The 21795-nt window shown below is 64.6% G+C and carries 19 protein-coding genes and 1 pseudogene; 4 read left to right on the forward strand and 16 right to left on the reverse strand.

Going from position 1 to position 21795, the window contains the following annotated elements; translation table 11 throughout:
* Nucleotides 1–229 precede the first annotated feature (229 nt).
* The 6 genes from J2S96_RS08620 to J2S96_RS08645 form a co-directional block, all read right to left on the reverse strand.
* Nucleotides 230–1234 carry a LacI family DNA-binding transcriptional regulator gene (locus J2S96_RS08620; protein WP_306861861.1) on the reverse strand — a complete coding sequence of 335 codons (1005 nt, stop codon included), beginning with the start codon at nt 1232–1234 and terminating at the stop codon, nt 230–232.
* A 146-nt stretch (nt 1235–1380) separates the two neighbouring features.
* Complete coding sequence (locus tag J2S96_RS08625) at nt 1381–1968, reverse strand: DUF5666 domain-containing protein (RefSeq protein ID WP_306861863.1); 588 nt, start codon at nt 1966–1968, stop codon at nt 1381–1383.
* Nucleotides 1969–2140: 172 nt separating this feature from the next.
* Nucleotides 2141–3649 (reverse strand): Asp-tRNA(Asn)/Glu-tRNA(Gln) amidotransferase subunit GatB, encoded by a 1509-nt coding sequence (gene gatB, locus J2S96_RS08630; protein ID WP_306861865.1) that lies wholly within the window; start codon nt 3647–3649, stop codon nt 2141–2143.
* Complete coding sequence (gene gatA / locus J2S96_RS08635) at nt 3649–5220, reverse strand: Asp-tRNA(Asn)/Glu-tRNA(Gln) amidotransferase subunit GatA (RefSeq protein WP_306861866.1); 1572 nt, start codon at nt 5218–5220, stop codon at nt 3649–3651. Before gatA ends, gatB begins: the two co-directional genes overlap by 1 nt.
* A 4-nt stretch (nt 5221–5224) precedes the next feature.
* A complete protein-coding gene (gene gatC / locus J2S96_RS08640) occupies nt 5225–5521 on the reverse strand; it encodes an Asp-tRNA(Asn)/Glu-tRNA(Gln) amidotransferase subunit GatC (RefSeq protein ID WP_078105822.1) in 297 nt (98 codons plus the stop codon).
* Nucleotides 5522–5787: 266 nt separating this feature from the next.
* The gene (locus J2S96_RS08645; protein ID WP_306861868.1) at nt 5788–7245 is read right to left on the reverse strand and encodes a CitMHS family transporter; all 1458 of its coding nucleotides are present in this window, start codon (nt 7243–7245) and stop codon (nt 5788–5790) included.
* Nucleotides 7246–7473: 228 nt separating this feature from the next.
* Here J2S96_RS08645 and J2S96_RS08650 point away from each other — a divergent pair, with 228 nt between their 5' ends.
* Nucleotides 7474–9303 carry a sensor histidine kinase gene (locus J2S96_RS08650; RefSeq protein ID WP_306861871.1) on the forward strand — a complete coding sequence of 610 codons (1830 nt, stop codon included), beginning with the start codon at nt 7474–7476 and terminating at the stop codon, nt 9301–9303.
* Nucleotides 9300–9974 carry a response regulator gene (locus J2S96_RS08655; protein ID WP_306861873.1) on the forward strand — a complete coding sequence of 225 codons (675 nt, stop codon included), beginning with the start codon at nt 9300–9302 and terminating at the stop codon, nt 9972–9974. The genes J2S96_RS08650 and J2S96_RS08655 overlap by 4 nt, the downstream gene beginning before the upstream one ends.
* Nucleotides 9975–10030: 56 nt before the next feature.
* Here J2S96_RS08655 and J2S96_RS08660 read toward each other — a convergent pair whose 3' ends face one another.
* The 10 genes and pseudogenes from J2S96_RS08660 to J2S96_RS08705 form a co-directional block, all read right to left on the reverse strand.
* Nucleotides 10031–10423 (reverse strand): RidA family protein, encoded by a 393-nt coding sequence (locus tag J2S96_RS08660; RefSeq protein ID WP_306861875.1) that lies wholly within the window; start codon nt 10421–10423, stop codon nt 10031–10033.
* 57 nt (nt 10424–10480) lie between these two features.
* Entirely contained in the window at nt 10481–10993 is a 513-nt protein-coding gene (locus J2S96_RS08665) for a GNAT family N-acetyltransferase (protein ID WP_306861877.1), read from the reverse strand.
* 320 nt (nt 10994–11313) lie between these two features.
* Nucleotides 11314–12141: an inositol monophosphatase family protein gene (locus J2S96_RS08670; RefSeq protein WP_306861879.1), complete on the reverse strand. Its 828-nt coding sequence runs from the start codon at nt 12139–12141 to the stop codon at nt 11314–11316.
* Nucleotides 12138–14345: pseudogene (ligA, locus tag J2S96_RS08675) on the reverse strand (NAD-dependent DNA ligase LigA); the annotation flags it as partial. The pseudogene ligA and the gene J2S96_RS08670, both read right to left, overlap by 4 nt.
* 93 nt (nt 14346–14438) lie before the next feature.
* Nucleotides 14439–15101, reverse strand: coding sequence for a hypothetical protein (locus J2S96_RS08680; protein WP_306861883.1), 663 nt, complete (start codon nt 15099–15101; stop codon nt 14439–14441).
* Nucleotides 15102–15205: 104 nt separating this feature from the next.
* Entirely contained in the window at nt 15206–16003 is a 798-nt protein-coding gene (locus J2S96_RS08685) for a PP2C family protein-serine/threonine phosphatase (RefSeq protein WP_306861884.1), read from the reverse strand.
* 104 nt (nt 16004–16107) lie between these two features.
* Nucleotides 16108–17271 (reverse strand): adenylate/guanylate cyclase domain-containing protein, encoded by a 1164-nt coding sequence (locus tag J2S96_RS08690; RefSeq protein WP_306861886.1) that lies wholly within the window; start codon nt 17269–17271, stop codon nt 16108–16110.
* Entirely contained in the window at nt 17261–17896 is a 636-nt protein-coding gene (locus J2S96_RS08695) for a PH domain-containing protein (protein WP_306861887.1), read from the reverse strand. Before J2S96_RS08695 ends, J2S96_RS08690 begins: the two co-directional genes overlap by 11 nt.
* Nucleotides 17889–18797 carry a biotin--[acetyl-CoA-carboxylase] ligase gene (locus tag J2S96_RS08700; RefSeq protein ID WP_306861889.1) on the reverse strand — a complete coding sequence of 303 codons (909 nt, stop codon included), beginning with the start codon at nt 18795–18797 and terminating at the stop codon, nt 17889–17891. Before J2S96_RS08700 ends, J2S96_RS08695 begins: the two co-directional genes overlap by 8 nt.
* Before the next feature lie 47 nt (nt 18798–18844).
* Nucleotides 18845–19756: an SDR family oxidoreductase gene (locus tag J2S96_RS08705; protein ID WP_306861892.1), complete on the reverse strand. Its 912-nt coding sequence runs from the start codon at nt 19754–19756 to the stop codon at nt 18845–18847.
* 211 nt (nt 19757–19967) lie between these two features.
* Between J2S96_RS08705 and J2S96_RS08710 the strand changes: the two genes are divergently transcribed.
* Together J2S96_RS08710 and J2S96_RS08715 are read left to right on the forward strand one after the other, a co-directional pair.
* Nucleotides 19968–21551, forward strand: coding sequence for an acyl-CoA carboxylase subunit beta (locus tag J2S96_RS08710; protein ID WP_306861894.1), 1584 nt, complete (start codon nt 19968–19970; stop codon nt 21549–21551).
* Complete coding sequence (locus J2S96_RS08715) at nt 21548–21790, forward strand: acyl-CoA carboxylase subunit epsilon (protein ID WP_306861896.1); 243 nt, start codon at nt 21548–21550, stop codon at nt 21788–21790. Before J2S96_RS08710 ends, J2S96_RS08715 begins: the two co-directional genes overlap by 4 nt.
* The last annotated feature ends 5 nt before the right edge of the window (nt 21791–21795 follow it).

The following is a 21795-nucleotide window of genomic DNA, read 5'->3' on the forward strand; positions in this document are numbered from 1 at the left end:
AGGAGACCGACGATCCCTCGCGGCGGCGGCAACGCATTCGGAAGCCAACACCACTGGTGATGTGTAGTCGATCACATCATGTTAATCGTTTAAATGCAAGGTCGAGAATGATCTTTTAGTGATTTTTCTTTGCTCAAAACGTCACCAAAGTGCACGTTAAGGGGGGTTGAAGAATGGGCTTCAGTGCAGGAGGCGGGCTTCCGGGGCCCCTGCCTACCGCCGTCGTACTTCAAACGGCGGGTGCCGAGTCCCTGACGATGAGGCTCCAAGGGAATTCCAGCACCTTGCTCGGTGCATCCGGATCTTCTGCCCGGTCAAGGAGGAACTCTGCCACGCCGTCGAAAAATCCTTCAGGGCCGACCGTAGTCAGCGACGGCGCCATGAATTCGCCTTCGGTCGTGTTGCCGATGCCCACCACTTCGACGTCCTCGGGAACGCGAAGCTGGAGGCGTTGGGCTGCGTGAATGGCCGCAATGGCCGCAAAGTCCGTGGTTGCGTAAATCGCCGTCGGGCGGTCCTTCCGCAGCAACAGGCGCTGGGCCGCGTCGAAGGCGCTTTGGGTGTCCAGGTCGAACCGTTCGACGTATTCGTCGCGGTAATCCAAACCGGCGGCCGCGAGACCTTGGATGTACGCCCGCAGGCGGATGGAAATGGGGTTGCCTGGTCGAGGCGCAGCGGCAAGGCAACCCACCCGGACGTGCCGACTGGTCAGGTGTGCCACCGCCTGGTCGCAGGAGGACCCGGGCATGGAGCGTACGACGTCGAACCCCTGAGGTTCCATGGTGTCGCTGAAGACAACCAATCGCTGCAGTTTGGCCGCCTGCGCCAACAGTTCAGCGTCGCCCGGTTCCTCCGCGGCGTCGATGAAGGTCACGTCTGCGTTCTGCCGCTTGAGTGCGATGCGCCAGTCAGTGTCGGCCAGGATCATGGGGGTGATACCGTGCTGACCCGCAGCCGTGCCGACGGCCCGGCTGATGTCCAATGCCCACGGATCCGAAATCATGGTCAAGGACAACATGAGCAGATTTGTTCTTCCGGTGCGGATCGCCCTGGCGGCCTGGTTGGGCCTGTAACCCAAAGACTTGGCAGCCTCCTGGACACGCAACACCGTAGCGGGGGCTACCCCCGAGCCACTCCCCCCGCCGGCTTTCCCGCTCCGGCCGGAGAGTACGTAAGACACAGTCGCCGTCGAAACTCCGGCCACCGCCGCCACGGACTTGATCGTGGGGCGCATTCGTCACCTTTCTGACTCGACCGGCACCCCGTAAGTGGAGTTCGACGGTATTAGCATCATAGCCAGCGTTGTCCCCTGCCCCGCTTATCGTGGCCGCATCGTCCCCGACTAGCTCGCCTTTGTTGCCGTTTTCGGGCTCCGCGTAACTAACTGCGGCTTAGCTGGGTGCTGCGCGGGGTACCTGCCGTAATACGCGTGGCCGTGACCGTGGTGCCGCTCTTCGTACCGGAGACTGCGACGGTATCCCCCGCCTTCAGATCGCTCGCCTTGATGCTTTGGGGCGACGGCTTCCGGCCTTGCATACCCGTTCCGGAGGCGGGGAGCTTGACGATGGTAGTAGACGATGTGATCGCGTAGCTCTGGGTGAAGCCGTCATCGCTCTTCACGGAGATGTTTGAATCGCTGACTGACTGCACGGTGCCGCGCTGCATCACAAGCGTTGTGAAGGTGCCGTCCTTGTTCTTGACCGTGAACTCACCGTGGAGCCGCTGAACTGCGAAGCCGCGGGGAGGTGCGGGGAACGGCCGGGCCTTGCCGGGTGACGGAGCGCCGGGCGAGGTGGCCCCCGGTGACGGGGTGGCAGGGGAAGCCGTATCCGTAGGCGTCGCGCTCACTACGTACGAGGGGATGACCTGGCCGGCAGCCCAGACTGCGGCCACACCACCTCCGCTCAAGACGACGGCGATACCGCCGGCGATGAGGGCCTTGCGAAGCCCCGGAGACATGGTGGACATGGCCGAATCCTTCCTCCGCTCCTCCCCGAGCCGGCAAGGGGCGGGCAGCAAAGAACTGATGACACCATGATGCGCCGCGAAGCTGTGTGGGGGCTGTGGATCCGGACACAACAAAGGCCGCAGCTGGTGTCGTTTTAACCCTTCAAAACGACACCAACTGCCTGGGCCCGGGTTAGCCTTCGACGCCGAGCTTCTCGAGGATGAGCTCGCGGACACGCCCGGCGTCGGCTTGCCCGCGGGTGGCCTTCATGACTCCGCCGACGATCGCACCGATGGCCTGCAGCTTGCCGCCGCGGATCTTTTCCGCGACGTCCGGCTGGGCCGCCAGTGCGGCGTCGATAGCCTCAAGGAGCGGGCCGTCGTCGGACACGACCGCAAGGCCGCGCTTCTCGACGATCTCGGCCGGAGCGCCTTCGCCGGCGAGGACGCCGTCGAGCACCTGGGAGGCCATCTTGTTGTTGATCTTGCCGCTTTCGACGAGCTTGTGCAGCTCTACGATGGTCTGCGGCGTGACGCCGAGATCGGAGGGGTCGACGTCGGCCGTCTTGGCACGTCCGACAATCTCGCCCATCCACCACTTGCGGGCCACGGAAGCGCTGGCACCTGCCGCGATGGTTTCCTCGATGGAATCCATGACGCCGGCGTTCACCACATCGCGGAACTCGAGGTCCGAGTAGCCCCAGTCGGCCTGGAGGCGCTTGCGGCGGGCGGCGGGCGGCTCGGGCAGCGTGGCGCGGAGTTCTTCCACCCATTCACGGGACGCGAGGACCGGAACGAGGTCCGGCTCCGGGAAGTAGCGGTAGTCGTCGGCGTCGGACTTTGCCCGGCCCGACGTCGTCGTGCGCGTGTCTTCGTGCCAGTGGCGCGTCTCCTGGATGACCGGTTCGCCGGACTCGAGGACGGCGGCGTGGCGCTGGATTTCGTAACGGACGGCGTGCTCGACGGCGCGCAGCGAGTTCACGTTCTTCGTCTCGGAACGGATGCCGAAACGTTCGCGGCCGTGCGGGCGCAGGGAGACGTTGGCGTCGCAACGGACGTTGCCGCGTTCCATCCTGGCGTCGGAAACGCCCAGGTTCTTGACGATTTCGCGCACCGCGGCAACGTAGGCCTTGGCGAGCTCTGGTGCACGGCTGCCGGCGCCCTCGATCGGCTTGGTGACGATTTCCACCAACGGAACGCCCGACCGGTTGTAGTCCACCAGTGAGTAATCAGCGCCCTGGATGCGGCCCGTGGCGCCGCCCATGTGGGTGAGCTTGCCTGCGTCCTCTTCCATGTGCGCGCGCTCGATCTCCACGCGGAACACGGTCCCGTCCTCAAGTTCGATGTCCAGGTAGCCGTCGTATGCGATGGGCTCGTCGTACTGGGAAGTCTGGAAGTTCTTCGGGGTGTCCGGGTAGAAGTAGTTCTTCCGCGCGAACCGGCAGGACTCGGCGATCTTGCAGTTCAGGGCAAGGCCGATCTTGATGGAGGACTCCACCGCCGCCTTGTTCACTACCGGCAGGACGCCGGGCATGCCGAGGTCCACTTCGTTGACGTTGGTGTTGGGCTCGTCGCCGAAGACGTTCGGGGCGGAGGAGAACATCTTGGTCTTGGTGTTGAGCTCCACATGGACCTCGAAGCCCAGGACGGGATCGTACTTCTCCATGGCCTCTTCGAAGCTGAGGATAGCGTCGGTAGACATTAGTTGGAACCTCCGGCGGAGTTGGATGCTGTACCGAGAGCTGCGTTTTTCAATTCAGGCGCCTGCGCCAGCAACGGCCCGCCCCACTTCTCTTCGAGCAAGGATTCAAGGACAGCGCCCACGCGGTACAGGCGGGCGTCCTCCCGGGCGGGTGCCAGCAGCTGGATACCCACGGGCAGTCCGTCTTCGTCGGCGAGGCCGCCGGGCAGGGACAGACCGGGGATGCCGGCCATGTTCGCCGGGATGGTGGCGACGTCGTTGAGGTACATGGCCAGCGGGTCGTCCAGCTTCTCCCCCAGCCTGAAGGCTGTGGTGGGAGCGGTCGGCGAGATCAGGACATCGGCCTGCGCGAATGCGGCATCGAAGTCACGCTGGATGAGCGTCCGGACCTTCTGCGCCGAGCCGTAGTAGGCGTCGTAGTAGCCGGCGCTCAGGGCGTAGGTGCCCAGGATGATGCGGCGCTTGACCTCGTCGCCGAAACCGGCCGCGCGCGTTGCGCCCATGACGCGTTCGATCGTCATGGGTCCGTCCTTCGGCAGGACACGCAAGCCGTAGCGCACGCCGTCGAACTTGGCCAGGTTGCTGGAAACCTCGGACGGCATGATCAGGTAGTAGGCGCCCAGCGCGTACTTGAAGTTGGGGCAGGAAACCTCGACGATTTCAGCGCCGGCCTCCTTGAGCAGCTCGAGGGACTCGTTGAAACGGTTCTCGACGCCGGCCTGGTAGCCCTCGCCGTGGAGTTCCTTGACGATGCCGATCTTCATGCCCTTGACGTTGCCGGTCTTGGCTGCGGCCACGAGGGTGTCGAAGGGATCCGTCAGGGAAGTGGAGTCGAAGGGATCGTGGCCGCCGATGACTTCCTGCAGCAAGGCGGAGTCCAGCACGGTCCGCGAAACGGGGCCGATCTGGTCCAGCGAAGACGCCATGGCGATGGCGCCGTAGCGGGAAACAGCACCATAGGTGGGCTTCATGCCAACCGTGCCGGTGACGGCGCCCGGCTGGCGGATGGATCCACCGGTGTCAGTGCCGAGGGCCAGCGGAGCTTCGAAAGCTGCGACCGCGGCCGCGGAGCCGCCGCCGGAGCCGCCGGGAATGCGGTCCAGGTCCCACGGGTTGCGGGTGGGGCCGTACGCCGAGTGCTCCGTGGAGGACCCCATGGCGAATTCGTCCAGGTTGGTCTTGCCCAGGATGGGCATCTTCGCTGCGCGCAGCTTCTTGATGACCGTGGCGTCGTAGGGGCTGTGCCAACCCTCGAGGATCTTGGAACCGGCCGTGGTGGGTTGGCCAATGGTGACGATCAGGTCCTTGACGGCGATGGGAACGCCCGCGAGTTCGTGCAGCTCTTCAGCTTCGGCACCGCCGGCGGCGCGGATCGCGTCCACCTCGGCGGCGACTGCGAGCGCCTCTTCGGCGTTGACGTGCAGGAACGCGTTGACCTGACCATCTACATCGGCGATGCGGTCCAGGTACGCCTGGGTGACCTCGACGGACGTGACCTCGCGCGCGGCGAGCTTGACGGCCAGTTGCGCTGCGGACAGGCGGATGAGTTCGGAGTTGTTCAATTCAGTCATTCGCTTAGTCCTCATCCAGGATTGCCGGAACCTTGAAGCGGCCCTCGAAGGAATCCGGAGCCCCGGACAAGGCCTGCTCGGCAGTGAACGTGTGGCCCACGACGTCCTCACGGAACACGTTGCTCAACGGAATCGGGTGGGACGTAGCCGGGACATCGTCCCCGGCGGCTTCGCTGACGGACTTCACCGAATCCACGATGACGGCGAGCTCGCCGGCCATCCTGTCCAGCTCTTCGGCACTCATTTCAATGTGAGCAAGACGCGCAAGATGCGCGACGTCGTCACGGTTGATCGCAGCCATGGATCTCCCCTGCAAAGTTCAAATGGTTTTCCGGACTAGTCTACGTTGGTTGGGCGCACTCCCCGGCGCCCGTGTCCGGGGTCGGCTTCCGGCGCCGGACCGGACGGATCCTTTGGCTGCTCGCTCCTTCGTCGCTTAGACGCAGCCGGCAGGATGTCCGGCTCCGTCCCCGATGTGCCCCGATCACGTTGCGCCTGCCACAACAAAGCGAGACGGCAGGGTGCGGACCATTTGCACTCTGCCGTCTCGGTTGTCTTTTAGTGGGGTTACCCGATGCCGATTGCTCCTGTCAGCATGCCGACCGCGAGCATGACTACCGAGATGACCGCCGTGCGCCACAGGACCTTCTTGTGGTGGTCGCCGAGTTCTACCTTGGCCAGGGAAACCAAGAGCAGGATGGCAGGGACCAGGGGGCTCTGGAGATGGAAGGGCTGGCCGGTGATGGAGGCGCGGGCCATTTCCGCGCCGCTGATGCCATAGTGCGCGGCGGTTTCGCTCAGGACCGGCAGGACCCCGAAGTAGAAGGCGTCGTTGCTCATGAAGAACGTCATCGGGATGCTGAGCAGGCCGGTGATGACGGCCATGAACGGACCCATCTCGGCAGGGATGATGTGGACCAGCCACGCGGACATTTCCTTGACCATGCCGGTGCCGTTAAGGACACCCGTGAGGACAGCCGCGGCCATGACCATGCTGACCACGGCCACGATGGACGGCGCGTGGGCCACTAGTTGCGCTCCCTGTTCCTTGACCATGGGAAAATTCACCAGCAGGGCAATTGCGGAACCCACCATGAAGACGTAAGGCAACGGCACCAGGTTGGCCACGAGCATGACCATGACAGCGACCGTCAGGCCGAGGTTGAACCAGAAGAGCTTCGGGCGCAGGGTCTTGCGGTTGGGATCGAGTGCGGTGTCGGTCAAGCCGGTGTCGGCGAGGTCGACCAGGGTTTTGGTGCTTTCCAAGAGTCCGACGCCGGCGCCTGGCTTAGCGGCGGCGCCGCCCGAGGACCCAGCACCAGAGGAACCGGCGCCCGTGCCGCCGCGGCGCGCTCCGCCGTCGAACACGTCACCGGCGTCGGCGACGTCGCCCCAGATCTCGGGAACCGCGGCGCGGAGCCGGTTGCGTTCCTGCAGGCCCAACAGCCAGGAGAACACGAAGACGACAACAAGGCCCGCAATGAGGGACGGCACCATGGGAACGAACACGTCGTTGACGTCGACCTTGAGGGCAGTGGCCGCCCGGGCGGTGGGACCACCCCACGGCAGGATGTTCATGGTGCCGTTTGCCAGGCCGGCCACGCAGGTCAGGACCACGGGGCTCATCTTCAAACGGAGGTACACGGGCAGCATCGCTGCGGTGGTGAGGATGAAGGTCGTGGAGCCGTCACCATCGAGGGATACCGCGGCAGCCAGGATGGCGGTGCCCAAGACGACTTTGGCTGGGTCGTTGCCGAGCTTGCGGAGAATGAACTTCACGAGAGGGTCGAACAGGCCGACGTCGATCATGAGTCCGAAATACACGATCGCGAACATCAGGAGGGCGGCCGTGGACGTCATGGACTTCATCGAGTCCATCACCATGCCTCCGATGCCAAGACCGGCACCGGCAAACAGGCCGAAAATAGTGGGAACGATGATCAGCGCCAGAACGGGCGTCAACTTCTTTGTCATGATCAGGACCATGAACACCGCAATCATTGCGAATCCAAGCAATACCAGCACAGCCGGCTCCTTACTACAGTGAACGGCATCACGTCGATGTGATGCGCGATACAGAACGTATAGTGGCGGCGCTTACGGCAAGGTGTTTGCGGGATTTGATTGGCATAGTGCTGATTGAGAGCATTTTGCTCATTCTGCTCAATGCTTCAATGGAGATGTAGACCTTGAAGTGAAGCGCCGCTGCTTGCCCCGCTCCAGCCGGCCCTTCCCGCATCGGAAGGAGGCAGGATGCCCAGGCTTGCCGTCCGGTTCTCGACGCAGACACTGCTCCTTCAGCTCGGCGTCGTCCTCCTGGTGGTGCTGCTCAGCGGCAGCGTCCATGCGTGGCTCGTCTATGGCCGGATCGGCACAGAGGCGGAGAACCAGGCGCTGACCTTGGCGCGAACGGTGGCTTCGGATCCGGCGATCCGAAGCCAGGTCGAAGCCATCAGCAAAGAGGCAGGAACCCCGCCCGCTGCAGTTCTCGCGGCCGGACCCATCCAAGCCGCTGCCGAGGCTGCCCGGAGCCGCACGGGTGCATTGTTCGTGGTGGTCACGGACGAGACGGGCCTGCGGCTCGCCCACCCGGACCAAGCCCGGCTCGGCGAACGGGTCAGCACCGACCCCTCGGATGCCCTCTCCGGGAAGGAAATCACCACCCGGAACACCGGAACCCTGGGACCGTCCGCGGGCGCCAAGGTTCCCGTGTACGCGCCAGGTTCCGCAGCCACGGTGGTGGGCGAGATAAGCGTCGGCTACTCCATGGAGACTCTGGGCCAGAGCCTTGCCGAGGACATCGTGCCGATTGCGCTGACCGCGGCCGGCTCCCTGGTTGCCGGCGTTCTCGCGTCCTTCCTCCTGCGTCGTCGCTTGCAACGCCTGACCCTGGGCATGGAACCCGAAGAGATCAGTACCCTCGTCCATGACCAGGTTGCCGTGCTTCAAGGCGTGGACGACGGCGTGATCGGCATTTCCGCCGATGGCCGCATCACCGTCTTCAATGCCGCGGCCCGGCGGCTGCTGGGCATGCCGGAAGCACCGGGAACCCCCGGCTCCCCCAGGACGGGCTCCCCCGCAACGGGAGGCAGCGACTATGCCGGCTCGGATTTGGCCGGCACTGACTTGACCGGCACTGACTGGGAAAGGGCCGCCGTCCCGGCGCAGCTGAAGGCCCTCACCCAACCTTCCGCGCACGACGCCGAAGCCGTGGAAATCGTGGCGGGCGGCCGGGTCCTGGTCGCCAACGCCCGCAAGGCGCTGCACCGCAAGGAGGATCTCGGCTGGGTGGTCATGCTCAGGGATCGCACCGAGCTGCAGCAACTGACACGCCAGCTCGACGCGGTGGGCACGATGTCCGCCGCGCTCCGGGTCCAACGCCACGAATTCGCGAACCAGCTCCACACGATCGCCGGTTTCATGAGCATCGGTCAACACGGCCAGGCCAAAGACTACCTCGCCAGGATCTCCGCCACTGGGCCCTTGAAGTTTCCTGTCCAACAAGCCGAGCTTCTTCAGGATCCTTATCTGCAGGCCTTCGTCGGCGCGAAAAGCGTGGAAGCGGATGAGCGAGGGGTGTCATTGCGGATCGGCCCGGAGACCCTGGTGCGGGAGCACGTCACCGAACCACAGGACGTCACCACGGTCCTTGGCAACCTGATCGACAACGCTGTCAACGCCGCCGTCGCCGGCTCTTCGGCGAAACGTTGGGTGGAGCTTGAGCTGCTCGACGAACCGGGGCCCGACGACGGCACGCTACACATCGTCGTCGCGGACTCCGGCGACGGCCTGGGCGGTATCGAGCCCGATAGGGTTTTCGTGGAAGGATTCACGACGGCGGAGCCCGCCGAGGGCGGTATCGCCAAGGCGGGCGGGCAGGGACTGGGCCTTGCGCTAGTGCGGCAAATCGCCCGGCGTCGGGGTGGAGATGTGCGGGTCCTGGAACCAGGCTCCCCCGGCGGTCCTGGCGCCGTCTTCATGGCCACGATGCCGAACGTCACCGGTACGCCGGACGATAACCCGCCGGCGGAACGCGCCGCAGCCTCAGCCGAACCCTCCGAACGCAAGGAAGGACGCCAGTGAGCGAAGACTTCAGGGTGTTGATTGTGGATGACGATTTCCACGTCGCGAAGCTCCATGCCGCCTACGTGGACTCCGTGGCCGGTTTCCTTGCCCTGGCCCCGGTGGGATCCACGGCGCAGGCGCTGCAGTCCGTGCACAGCCTGCGGCCGGACCTTGTGTTGCTGGACGTTTACCTGCCGGACGGTTCGGGCCTGGACCTCCTGGGGCAACTCGATGTGGATGCCATGATGCTGACTGCGGCGTCGGACGCCGTGTCCATCAGGACGGCGCTACGCCGCGGGGCCTTGGCTTATCTCTTGAAGCCGTTCACAGCGGAATCACTATCGCAGCAACTGCGTTCCTATGCCCGTTACCGGCGCCTTCTCGGCCGGCAGCACGCCGTGGACCAGGACACGATCGAACGGGCCAAGCGAGCGCTCATAGCCGGTGACGTGGCGCCGTCGGGAAAGCCGCGTTCGGCCACCGAAGCCTCGGTACTGGAATCCCTGGCACCCGGGGAGCAATACTCGGCCACCGAAGTGGCGGAACGCGTGGGCGTCTCACGCGCCACTGCGCAACGGTACCTGTCGTCGCTGGCCGATGATGGCGCCGTCGAGATCCAACTGCGCTACGGCAGCACCGGCCGCCCGGAACACCGCTACGGCGTCCCCTCGCGAGCTGGCAGTAAATGACCCCTCCCGTCGATTTTGAGGGCATCTACTGCCAGTTCGCGCATAGCCTGGGCTGATTAGGCGCTCTTCTGGGCTACCAGTTCGATTTCGACCAGCATTTCCGGGTCGAGGAACGGCAGGACGTGAACCAGGGAAAGGGTGGGACGGATCTCGCCGAAGACCTCTCCGTGCGCGCGGCCGGCGTCTTCCCACTTGCTGATGTCTGTCAGGTAAAGCTTGGACTGCACGACATCCTCATAGGCGAACCCGGCGTCTTCCAGGACCGTGCCCAGTTTTTCGAGGATGTACTTGGTCTGCGAATAGAAGTCGTCGCCGACGATCGTGTTTTTGCCGTCAACGACACCGCTCGCCGCCGTGGCCGAAATGAAGAGTGTGTTGTCCACCTGGACCGCACGGGAGTATCCAAGGGTCTGTTCCCAGACCGAGCCCGTGCCGAATGTCTTGCGCATGCCGCGCCTTTCTCGGTTTCCGCACCCGGCCCGATGGCCGGGGTTTACGAGGAAACTTTATGGCTGGCGGACGTCCTGCCGGTAAACGAACAGCTTTATGTCGGTCCCGGGAACAAACCAATCACGGTCCGGTTCGCGCTCGAATCCGGTCTTCGCGTAGAGGGCATTGGCGCTTTCCCAGGTAGCCCCTGTCGTGAGGGAAACGGCGTTGATGCCATCCAGGGAGCGGGCTTGGTCGACTACCGCCTGAACAAGGGCGCGGCCCGCGCCGGAACGCTGGACCTGGGGATCAACTACCAAGGTGCGCATTTCGAGTTCGTCCGGAAGGCCAATGTCCGAGAAATCGCCTCCGGCCTTCGCTGACGTGACGGAACCGATAACCTGGCCATCGCGCTCGGCGACGAATATGTCGGCATGCCGGGCGCGGCCGGCCACGTCGCGCAGCTTCTCAAGGTATGGGTGATCCGGGCTGCCATAGTAGCCAGCGGTCACGTAAGACGCCATCGTGATACGGGCTACGTCGTCGTAGTCTTCGGGCAGGGCGGGACGGACGGTAATCTGCGAATGCACTGATCCATGCTAGTCGGGTCCACGGGGATCGAAGCGCCAAAGCGGCGTTTCCGTGACCGAACTATCACGCCCGACCGGACGCTCGCGCAGATCCGCACCCCAATTCCCAAACGCTCGCTCACATCCGCACCCCAATCCCCAAACGCTCGCTCAGATAAAACGGAGTCGCTCACCAGGGCCTGACGAGGGTCGACTCTCCGGCCGTGACCGAGCGTCGCCCGAAAAGCCGCCACAAGTGACCGAGCGTCGCGGGAAAAGCCGCCACACGTGACCGAGCGTCGCCCGAAAAGCCGCCACAAGTGACCGAGCGTCGCCCGGGGCTAGAGCGGGAACTTGCCCGAGAGCTCGAGGGTTCCGGCGCACGTCCACGCTTCCAAACGTTCCGCGTCGGTGGGGCCGCCGTCCAATGGGCTGGTCAGCCGGGGGCGGCGGACCCAGCAGCCGGCTTCCTCGGCGATCAAGGCCCCCGCCGCGTAGTCGTGTTCGTTGAGCCCGCGCTCTCCGAAGGCATCGTGGGTTCCGTCGGCCACGAGGCAGAGGTCCAGCGCTGCGGAGCCGAGCCGGCGGAGATCGGCAAAGCCTTCCATGAGGTTCCCGAGCCCGGCGAACTGCTCAGCCCTCGTTGCCGGGTCGTAGCTGAACCCGGAAGCCACAATTAGTCCCGTGCGGCCCAGGAGCGGTCCGCTCAGCTGGGTCCGCTGGCCGTTTTCTTCGAGCCACGCTCCGTGGCCGCGGGCCGCAGAGTAGACGCGTCCCAACGCAGGTGCGTTGACGACGCCGGCGAGCCAAACGCCGTCGGCATCCGCAACGGCCACAGACGTGGCGTAGTAGACGATATTCCGGATGAAGTTGGTAGTGCCGTCCAGCGGATCTATGGACCACCGGTAGCCGCTGGGCTGCTCTGGCCGGGTGGTGCCGTGCTCTTCACCCGTGATGGTGTCCTGCGGGCGGGCAGCCGTAATTGCGACCCGCACAGCGTTCTCTGCCGCGACGTCGAAGGCCGTCACCCAATCGCCGGCGTCGCCTTTGTTCACGACGCCGAGACTCCCCACCGAGTTGGGGCCGGCGGGCCGGCCGGCGAGCACCTCCGCTCCTGCCGCGGCCGCCGTCTGCGCGACAGCGAGAAGCTCCAGTGCATCGGCCGTCATTCGGCGGCTTCCATTTCCGCCACGGCGACGGCTGCGTCCTCATCACCGGAAGCCGTGCCGGCGGCGGGTTCCAGGACGCCGTCGAGCAATGCCTTGAAGCCGTCCTCGTCCAACACCCGGATGCCCAACTGCTCAGCCTTGTCGAGCTTGGAGCCTGCGTTCTCGCCCGCCACGACGTAGTCGGTGTTCTTGGACACCGAGCCGGCTGCCTTGCCGCCCCTGATGATGATGGCTTCCTTGGCTTCGTCCCGGCTCAGCGTGGCCAGGGAGCCGGTCACCACGATGGTGAGGCCTTCCAGGTTCCGCTGGATCCCGGCATCGCGTTGGTCAACCATGCGCACCCCGGCGGCGGCCCAGCTGTCCACGATTTCCTGGTGCCAGTCAACGGCAAACCATTCCTTGAGCGCCGCGGCAATGGTCGGTCCCACCCCGTCCACGTTGGCCAATTCCTCCTCAGATGCGGCCCGAATGGCTTCCATGCTCCCGAAGGCCGTTGCGAGCGCCCGGGACGCAGTGGGTCCGACGTGCCGGATGGACAGGGCAACAAGGACGCGCCAGAGAGGTTGCGATTTGGCTTTCTCAAGTTCCTTGAACAGTTTGTCCGTGGTGGCTGTGGGTTTTGAGGGGCTTTTCGCGGTCGCCTTGGAATAGAAGTAGGGCACCAATTCGAATGTTCCCGTGCCCACGCCTTTGGAGCGTTTCTCACGGCGGATGCGGACGTCGGCGAGATCCTCCGGCTTGAGGCTGAACAGGGCCGCCTCGCTGCGCAGCGGCGGCGTTTCCGGTTCCGCGGGCTGCGTGAGCGCGATGGCTGCTTCCCACCCCAAGGCCTCAATGTCGAAGGCGCCCCTGCTGGCGACGTGGAACACGCGCTCGCGCAGCTGGGACGGGCATGACTTCGCGTTGGGGCAGCGGATATCGACATCCCCTTCCTTCGCCGGAGCCAAGGGCGTGTGGCAGGACGGGCATTCCGTGGGCATCACGAACTCGCGAACGGGTGGAACCTGCTGGTCGCGCAGGGCCAGTACCGGCCCGACGATCTCAGGAATGACGTCTCCGGCCTTCCTGAGAATCACGATGTCGCCGATCATCACGCCCTTGGCCTTGACCACGTCCTGGTTGTGGAGCGTCGCCATCTCGACGGTGGATCCGGCCACCTTGACCGGTTCCATCACGCCGAAAGGAGTCACGCGGCCCGTGCGGCCCACGTTGACGAGGATGTCCAACAGCTTGGTGTGGACTTCCTCCGGCGGATATTTGTAGGCAACGGCCCAACGAGGCACGCGTGAGGTGTAACCGAGGGCACGCTGCGTGGCGAAGTCGTCGATTTTGACCACGATGCCGTCGATCTCGTGCAGGAGGTCGTGCCGATGTTCGCCGAAGTGCTTGATGAAGTCGAGGACCTCCTCGAAGGAGTCCAGGACTTTCAGGTAGGGGCTGACCGGCAGTCCCCACTCCTCCAGCAGCTTGTACGTTTCCGACTGGCTGGTGGAGTCAAGGCCTTCGCGGGCACCGATGCCGTGGACGAACATCCGCAACGGGCGTTTGGCGGTTTCCGCGGGGTCTTTCTGGCGCAGGGAACCGGCCGCGGCGTTGCGGGGGTTGGCCAACGGCGCCTTGCCGGCCTCGATCAGCGCTTCGTTGAATTCGGCGAAAGCCTTGGACGGAATGAAGACTTCGCCCCGGATTTCCACCTCGGACGGAAATCCGCTGCCGCTGAGCTGGCGCGGGATCTCCTTGATGGTGAGCACGTTGTGGGTGATGTCCTCTCCCGTGGTGCCGTCTCCGCGCGTGGCGGCACGCACGAGCTTGCCGTCACGGTAGAGCAGGTTCACAGCCAGGCCGTCGATTTTCAGCTCCGTAAGCCACGCAATCCGGGAAGCCGCCGTGCCGAGCTTTTCGACGGAAGCCTCTGCCTTGCGGACCCACGCTTCCAACTCGTCAAGCGAGAAGACATCCTCGAGGCTGTACATCCGCTGAAGGTGCTCGACGGCGGCGAAAGCAGCCGACACTTCGCCGCCCACTTCCTGCGTGGGCGAATCGTTGGACACGAGTTCGGGATGCAGGGCCTCGAGTTCTTCAAGGCGGCGGTACAGGGAGTCGAACTCGGCGTCCGAAACCGTCGGCGCATCTTCCTGGTAGTACGCGTAGCGGTACTTGCGGACGAGGTCCGCGAGGTTTTCGTACTCTTCCCGTACGGCTTCCGTTGGAACTGCGGTTTCGCTCTCTGCTGTGCTCACGTACCTATCTTGCCGCAAAGCCGCGACAAATTAGGGCCGCCGGGCAACTAGTTGCACTCAGTGCGTAAAGCGGTTGCGGCTCCACAACGCGAAGGCAATGCCGCCGGCCGCCACCAAAAGCACGCCGCCCATAATGGCAATCACCGCGAACATATCCGAACCCGGACCTTTGGCATTGCTCACCGCGGCAGCCTGGGTGGCTTTGAGACCGTCTTGGATGGGGGTATTCCAATTGGACGACGCCGACGGCGAGGCGCTGCTCGTCGTCGGGCTGTCCGACGGGGTCGCCTGGCTGGTGGCCGCCGGAGCATCCGACGGCGCCACGCCGGGATCCGGTTCGGTCATGTCCGTCATGGGCGCGGGTGCGGGAGCGGCTGGCTCGACCGGGGCGGGTTGGGCGGGCACCACCGGGGCGGGTTGGACCGGTGCCACCGGAGCGGGTTGAACCGGCGCGACGACGGGTGGCTTGGAAGGCGCGGGCTCCACCTTCGACTGACTCGGCGGAGTTTGTACAGGTGCCGGGTCCGGTGTCGGGGCCGGCGCCGGAGCCGTGGTGGTTTGGCTATTCTGGGAAGCCACGAGCGGCTCGGCGTGTGCCGAAAGCAACGGGAAAGCGCACATCGCCACAGCCATGGCAATGCCCGCGAGGGCAACGGAGAACGGGCGTCGCACAGCGGCACGGGCCGCGCCGCTGGAACGCGCGGAAGAGCGTTGGGTCATGTTTACCTCTGCAGGACGGCACAGGCCGCCCGGAGTTGGGGTGGTATTGACCGGAATCTTCCTACAAAGTCCGGGCGTGTCGCAAATCCCGGGCTCCGAAAACGCTAGGCGGACGGCCGTATATCGGAACCTCCGGCGTCGTTCTTCGCGATCCTGGCGTCCACGACAATCGCGGTGACGTTGTCCCGGCCGCCGCTCAGCAATGCCTCCTGGATCAGGGAATCCACGGCGTCCTGGGGCTTCTCGACCGTGCTCAGGATCCGGGAGATGTGCTCGTCGCTCAGCTCCCCGGTGAGTCCGTCAGAGCAGACCAGCATCCGGTCCCCGTCCTGGATGGGCAGCAACCAGAAATCCGCTTCGTTTTCACCGCCGGTGCCGAGCGCGCGGGTCACCACATGGCGGCGCGGATGCACCGTGGCTTCTTCACGCGTGATCCTGCCGGCTTCCACGAGTTCCTGGACTTCCGAATGGTCCACGCTGATCTGCCTGAAATCGCCCCCGCTCAAGCGATACGTCCGCGAATCGCCGATGTTCGTGACGAGCCAATACGGGACGCCCATGTACTCGGCGACGACGACTCCGGACAGCGTGGTTCCGGCACGTCCACCGGTGGCATTCCGGATCTGGGAGTCGGCGGCAAGGATGCATTTTTGCAGCGCGACCGCGGTTGCCGATCGGACACCCGCCGCCAATTGCGGCATGCGGCCAAGGGTACGTACGCACAATGCGCTGGCGATCTCCCCCGCCTCATGCCCGCCCATGCCGTCAGCCACCGCGAAGACCGGATCCTCCGCGATGAGCGAATCTTCGTTGAGTTCCCGGCTGAGCCCACGATCTGTCCCGTACCCATAGCTCAAGGTGAATCCCGGCTCAGGGGCGGTCGGTGTGGACTGTGAATTCATTCTTGTCCTCGATGGAAGGCACGGTTGCCAAGTGGACTCTTGGGCTGCGGAGACGACTATGCCACGATCCGAGAGCCAACTCCAAGGGATCGTGTCCGGAGGGATCAGTCGAGGACCAGTCCCTTGCCCAGGCCGCGGGCAAGCCGGACAGGGAGGATTTCCCCGAAGCCGCGAACGTTCTCGGCCTTCTGAGGGACCAAGACGAAGCGTTCGTCCTGGCCGAGCGCTGCTGCCGTCATCTCGTCCACCAGGACGGTGCCGGGTTCAGCCAGGGCAGTGAGGCGGGCCGCCAGGTTGACGGTGGGGCCGTAAATATCGCCGAGACGGGAAAGGATGCGTCCCCAGACCATGGCCACGCGGGCTTCCGGCAAGATTTCGTCTTCCGTAAAGGCCTCGGCGAGCGCCAAGGAGATCTCAGCACCCGCGGCCGGCGTTTCGGCGATGTAGAGGACTTCGTCGCCGACCGTCTTGACGAGGCGTCCGCCGCCGACGGAGATGATCTCCGCGCACTTGTTCTCGAAGCGCTGGACCAATTGGGCCAGGGTTTTCTCGTTCATGCGGCGTGACAGGCTTGTGTAGGACACGAGGTCGGCAAAGCCCACGGCGCGCGCCAAGGGCAAAGGGGCATCATCTTCGTCGCCCTCGCGCCCGGCCTCGCTGGCCTGCAAACCGGCCTCGGCACGAACGGCCAGCCGCTGTACACCGGCGTTCATCTGGCGGCGCCAGGAGTACAGCAGGATCTCTTCCATGGCATCCACGAGGTTGGGCAGTTCATTGACCAACCGCTTGCGGGCAACGGCATCGGGAATCCCTTGTTGCACCACCATGTCTTCGATCAGTGCCTCGATTTGCCACACCACCATGCGATCGGTCATCTGGCCGATGGCGCGCGTCACGGAAATGGCAGCTTCCTCGGTGAGCTTCCCGGCGCGGACGAGGTCAAGGATCGTCGATAGCGCCGAGAGGTCGCGCTCGGTGAACGCAACATCCTGGTCGCCGAAGTTGGGGAAACCCAGCGCCCGCCACAGTTTGCGGGCAGACAGAAGCGAGACCCCCGCGGCCGCCGACACTTCGCGTCGCCGCAGTTTGCGCTCGCCGCCCAAGAGCCTTGTTTCAAGGGCCTTGATGGCCTCCCGGTCTGCTGACTGGGCGTCGGTAGGCGGGGACACCACAGGGAGGTCCCCCGTCGCTGCTTGGTCCACGGAAGGCTCGGGCACGGCGTCCGGCCCGTGGTCCATGTACTCAGGCTCCTGCTCGTCAACGCTCATCTCTTCCACCTTCTCTCATTTCCCAGGGCAACGCGGAATCCGAGTAGTCAATCGGTCCGGCAAAATCGCCATCATCGCCGGGCCCCGGGACCGCGCCGGGACCGAACACGGCACTCGTCGGAAGCTCGGCCATCGCATCCAGGATGAAACTCCGAAACTTGCCGACTTCCGGAACGTCCGCGAGGACGGCCGAGCCGGGGTGCCCGGTATCCAAGGATATATTCCCCGAGCGCAATATCCGTTGGAGCAGCGATTGCTCGATCCCCACGCTGCGTACAGCGGCCAATGGCACCTGCCAGTCGCCCCGCCGAAGCATTCCGAAGCGGGCAACTATCCGTCCGCTCGTCAGGATGTACCGTACGGCACGCCATCGGACGAATCGCGGGAGGCTGTAGCCCAGCAGCACGATCGCAACTATGGCCAAGCACGCGGCCACCAGCCATTGCGTCCAGTCGCTCGTGATGAGCGGTAGCAGCTTGCCCGGGCCGCCTTTGACTATCCAGGCGCAGGCGAACGCCGCGGCGGCGGGAACGAGTATGAATGCCAGGACGGGACCAAAGAGCATCCTGGGCTGCTGCCGCGTGATCATGATGACTTGCTCCCCACGCAGGAGCTCTTTACGCATAACCGCTTTCGGTAGTCCGCAGATGGACGACGTCGCCGGCGGTCACGACGTGCTCGCGGCCACCGTGGTCCACCACCAAGAGGGAACCATACTCATCCAGCCTGGACGCATGCCCCACCAATTCGTGGTCGCCTGGCAAATGCGCTTTCACTTCGCGTCCCAAGGTCACCATGACGGCTTCCACCCGCTTGTGCAGGGAGGACCCGCCGGCCAATCCCGCGGTGGGATCGCCGTCGGCGTTGCAGAAACTGCGGTAGAGCGCGGCGAAGCGGGCCAGATAGTTCCGCAGAAGAACGGTGCGGTCCGTGGTCGAGGCACCTTCAAGGATGAGGGAGGTTGCCGTGGGGACGGGCAGTTCGTCCTCGCCGAGCGTCACGTTGAGGCCGGTACCAAGGACGACGGCCGGAACCGTTCCGTCGCTCATCGGCCCCATCTGTGCCAGGATGCCGGCAATCTTCTTGCCCCGGACGAGGACGTCGTTGGGCCATTTGATCTCGGCAGGCAGGCCGGCCGTTTCCAGGAGTGTTTCGTGCAGGGCCAGCGCGCCCAAGAGCGAGAGCCAGGAGTAACTCTGGGTCGGGACGGGCAGGCCCTGTGAATTGACGGGACGCAGGACGATCGAAACGGAAATCGCCGAACGGGCGGGAGATTCCCAGTGACGCTCCAGACGGCCCCGCGCCGCCGTCTGGTGCTCGGCAGTGAGGACTGCGAGGTCGGCCCATTCCTTGGGCTCGGTGGTGACGGCGCGCAGCAGGTCAGCGTTGGTGGAGCCGGTGGTCTCCACGATCTTCAGTTGCGAAATACCGGTGGCTGCGAGGAAGTCGGGGTGAAGCAGGGCATCGCGGTCCAGGCCCAAGCGCGGGGCGTGTGGTTCGCTGCTGGCAGGCTGTTCGACATCCATAGACAGAATCCTATCCAGCCAGGCTGGTGCGGGAAGAAGTTGTCCGCTTAGAGGAAGATATCCGGCACCAGCTTCTCCTCGGGGACACCCAGACTGTATGGCCTGAAGTCCGAAACACCCGCAGCCCTCAGCACTTGTTCGTCCGTGTAGAAGTTGCCGGTATTACTTGCCGGACGGTCCGGGTCCGGGCCCAGGTGCGCCCCGGTCAGGACGGCGTGGGCAGCGTCGGCCATGATTTCCGAAGTCCTCGCGGCTTGGACGATTTGTGCCCCGCCAGGCATATTTCGGATCGCGGCAGTGTCGATCAACGTGCAGGGCCACAGCGAGTTGACCGCCACGCCGTCGTTCTTAAGCTCTTCGGCCAGGCCCAGCGTGGTGAGGCTCATGCCGTATTTGGCCATGGTGTACGCCAGGTGCATGCCGGCCCACTTCGGGTCAAGGTTCAGAGGCGGCGAGAGCGTCAGGATATGTGCGCCACGCCCGTCCTGCGCGGCTTTCCGAAGCGACGGAAGCGCGAGCTTGGAGAGCAGGAAAGTGCCGCGGACGTTGATGTCCTGCATGAGGTCATAGCGTTTCATGTCGATCTCGTCAGTGCGGGAGAGATCTATCGCCGAGGCGTTGTTGATCACGACGTCGATTCCGCCGAAGCGTTCGACGGCGGCGTCAACCGCAGCGGCAACGTCGCCGTCGTTGCGGACATCCCCTACGAGGGGCAGCGCCTGGCCGCCGGCGGCTTCCAGTTGCTCGGCAGCCGTGAAGACCGTTCCTTGCAGCTTGGGATGGGGCTCCCCGGTCTTGGCCATGATGACGATGTTGGCGCCGTCGCGGGCCGCGCGGGTGGCGACTGCCAGGCCGATGCCGCGACTGCCGCCGGACATCAGGAGGGTGCGGCCCTTCAGTGATCCGCGTCCCTGGTAGGGAAGGACAGGGCTTGCAGAAGCATCGTTGCTTGAGGTCATGAACACACTGTAGCCCAAGCATGTTACTGGCGAGTAACATTGCTGGATGCTCGACTTGAAGTCGGAAAATTGTAGGGTTTCTACAGCGGTCTGTGACTTTTGCGTCATTAGACTAGCCAACAGGGCCCGCACTTTGTACGGATGCTACTTAAGAGCGCATGCCTAACGAAGCAGTGCCAGCGTAAATCAGCTACAGAGCCGGAGACATTTGATGAGCCACGATCTGACAACGACAGCGGGAAAGATTGCCGACTTCCGCGACCGCCAGGCCCGTGCAGAACAACCTTCCGGCCCCGAAGCCATTGAGAAGCAGCATGCCCGCGGCAAGAACACCGCCCGCGAACGCATCGACATGCTCCTCGATGAAGACTCCTTCGTGGAGTTCGACGCCTTGGCCGTCCACCGCTCCACCGCATTCGGCATGGAGAAGAAGAAGCCCCTCGGCGATGGCGTTGTCTCAGGCTATGGCACCGTCGACGGCCGCTTGGTGGCCGTCTACAGCCAGGAATTCAGCGTCTACGGTGGCTCCCTGAGCCAGGTCAACGGCGAGAAGATCGTCAAGGTCCAGGAATTCGCGCTCCGCAACGGCTGCCCTATGGTGGGCATCAACGACGGTGGCGGTGCGCGTATCCAGGAAGGCGTCGCCTCCTTGGCCATGTTCGCCGACATCTTCCGCAACAACGTCCACTCTTCCGGCGTCGTCCCCCAGATTTCCCTCATCATGGGCCCGTGCGCCGGCGGCGCCGCGTACTCCCCCGCCCTGACCGACTACGTGGTGATGGTGGACAAGACCTCCCACATGTTCATCACCGGCCCCGACGTCATCAAGACCGTCACCGGCGAAGACGTGGACATGGAAACCCTCGGCGGCGCGCGCCAGCACAACGCCACCACCGGCACCTCCACCTACCTCGCCAGCGACGAAGCCGACGCCATCGAGTTCGTCCGCGAACTCCTTGACTTCCTGCCGTCCAACAACCTGTCGGAGGCCCCCGTCCTGGAGCACGAGCAAGAACTCGAGCTCGACGACGACGATCTCGCCCTGGACACGCTCATCCCGGACTCGGCCAACCAGCCCTACGACATGCGCAAGGTTATCGAGCAGATCGTGGACGACGCCCACTTCCTGGAGATGCAGTCGCTCTACGCCCCCAACGTGATCATCGGCTATGGCCGGGTTGAGGGCCACACGGTGGGGATCGTGGCCAACCAGCCCATGCAGTTCGCCGGCACGCTGGACATTTCCGCCTCGGAAAAGGCCGCCCGCTTTGTCCGTCATTGCGATGCCTTCAACGTTCCCATCATCACTTTGGTGGACGTCCCCGGCTTCCTGCCCGGCAAGGACCAGGAATTCCAGGGCATCATCCGCCGCGGAGCCAAGCTGCTTTACGCCTACGCCGAGGCGACCGTGCCCAAGCTGACGGTCATCACCCGCAAGGCCTACGGCGGAGCGTACATCGTGATGGGTTCCAAGAAGCTTGGGGCCGACCTCAACCTGGCCTGGCCGACAGCACAAATCGGCGTCATGGGCGCCCAAGGTGCAGTCAACATCCTGTACCGCCGCGATCTTGCCGCCGTCTCCGAGGCTGGTGGCGACGTCGAAGGCAAGCGCGCCGAGATCATCCGCCAGTACGAGGAAGAGCTCCTCAACCCCTACCAGGCTGCCGAGCTTGGCTACGTCGACGCCGTCATCGCACCGTCGGAGACCCGCTTGCAGATCATCAAGGGCCTCCGCGCCCTTCGCGACAAGCGTGCCAGCCTGCCCACCAAGAAGCACGGAAACATCCCGCTGTGAGCACCGAAGAGAACAACCCGGCATCCGCGGGTCCGGGGACAGACGCACCGTTGCTTTCGGTGGTCAAGGGAGACCCGACGCCGGAAGAGCTCGCCGCGGTGACCGCCGTGGTTGCCTCCCTCGGCACCCCGGCGGTAACCGAAGCTCCACAACAGAGCACACGGCACTGGCTGCGACGCCAGCAACTGCGCCTCGACCCCACCCCGGGTCCGGGTGCGTGGCGGCGCAGCCGGGGATAGTATTC

Origin of the sequence: Arthrobacter bambusae (genome assembly GCF_030812595.1) — a bacterium.
GTDB lineage: Bacteria > Actinomycetota > Actinomycetes > Actinomycetales > Micrococcaceae > Arthrobacter > Arthrobacter bambusae_B.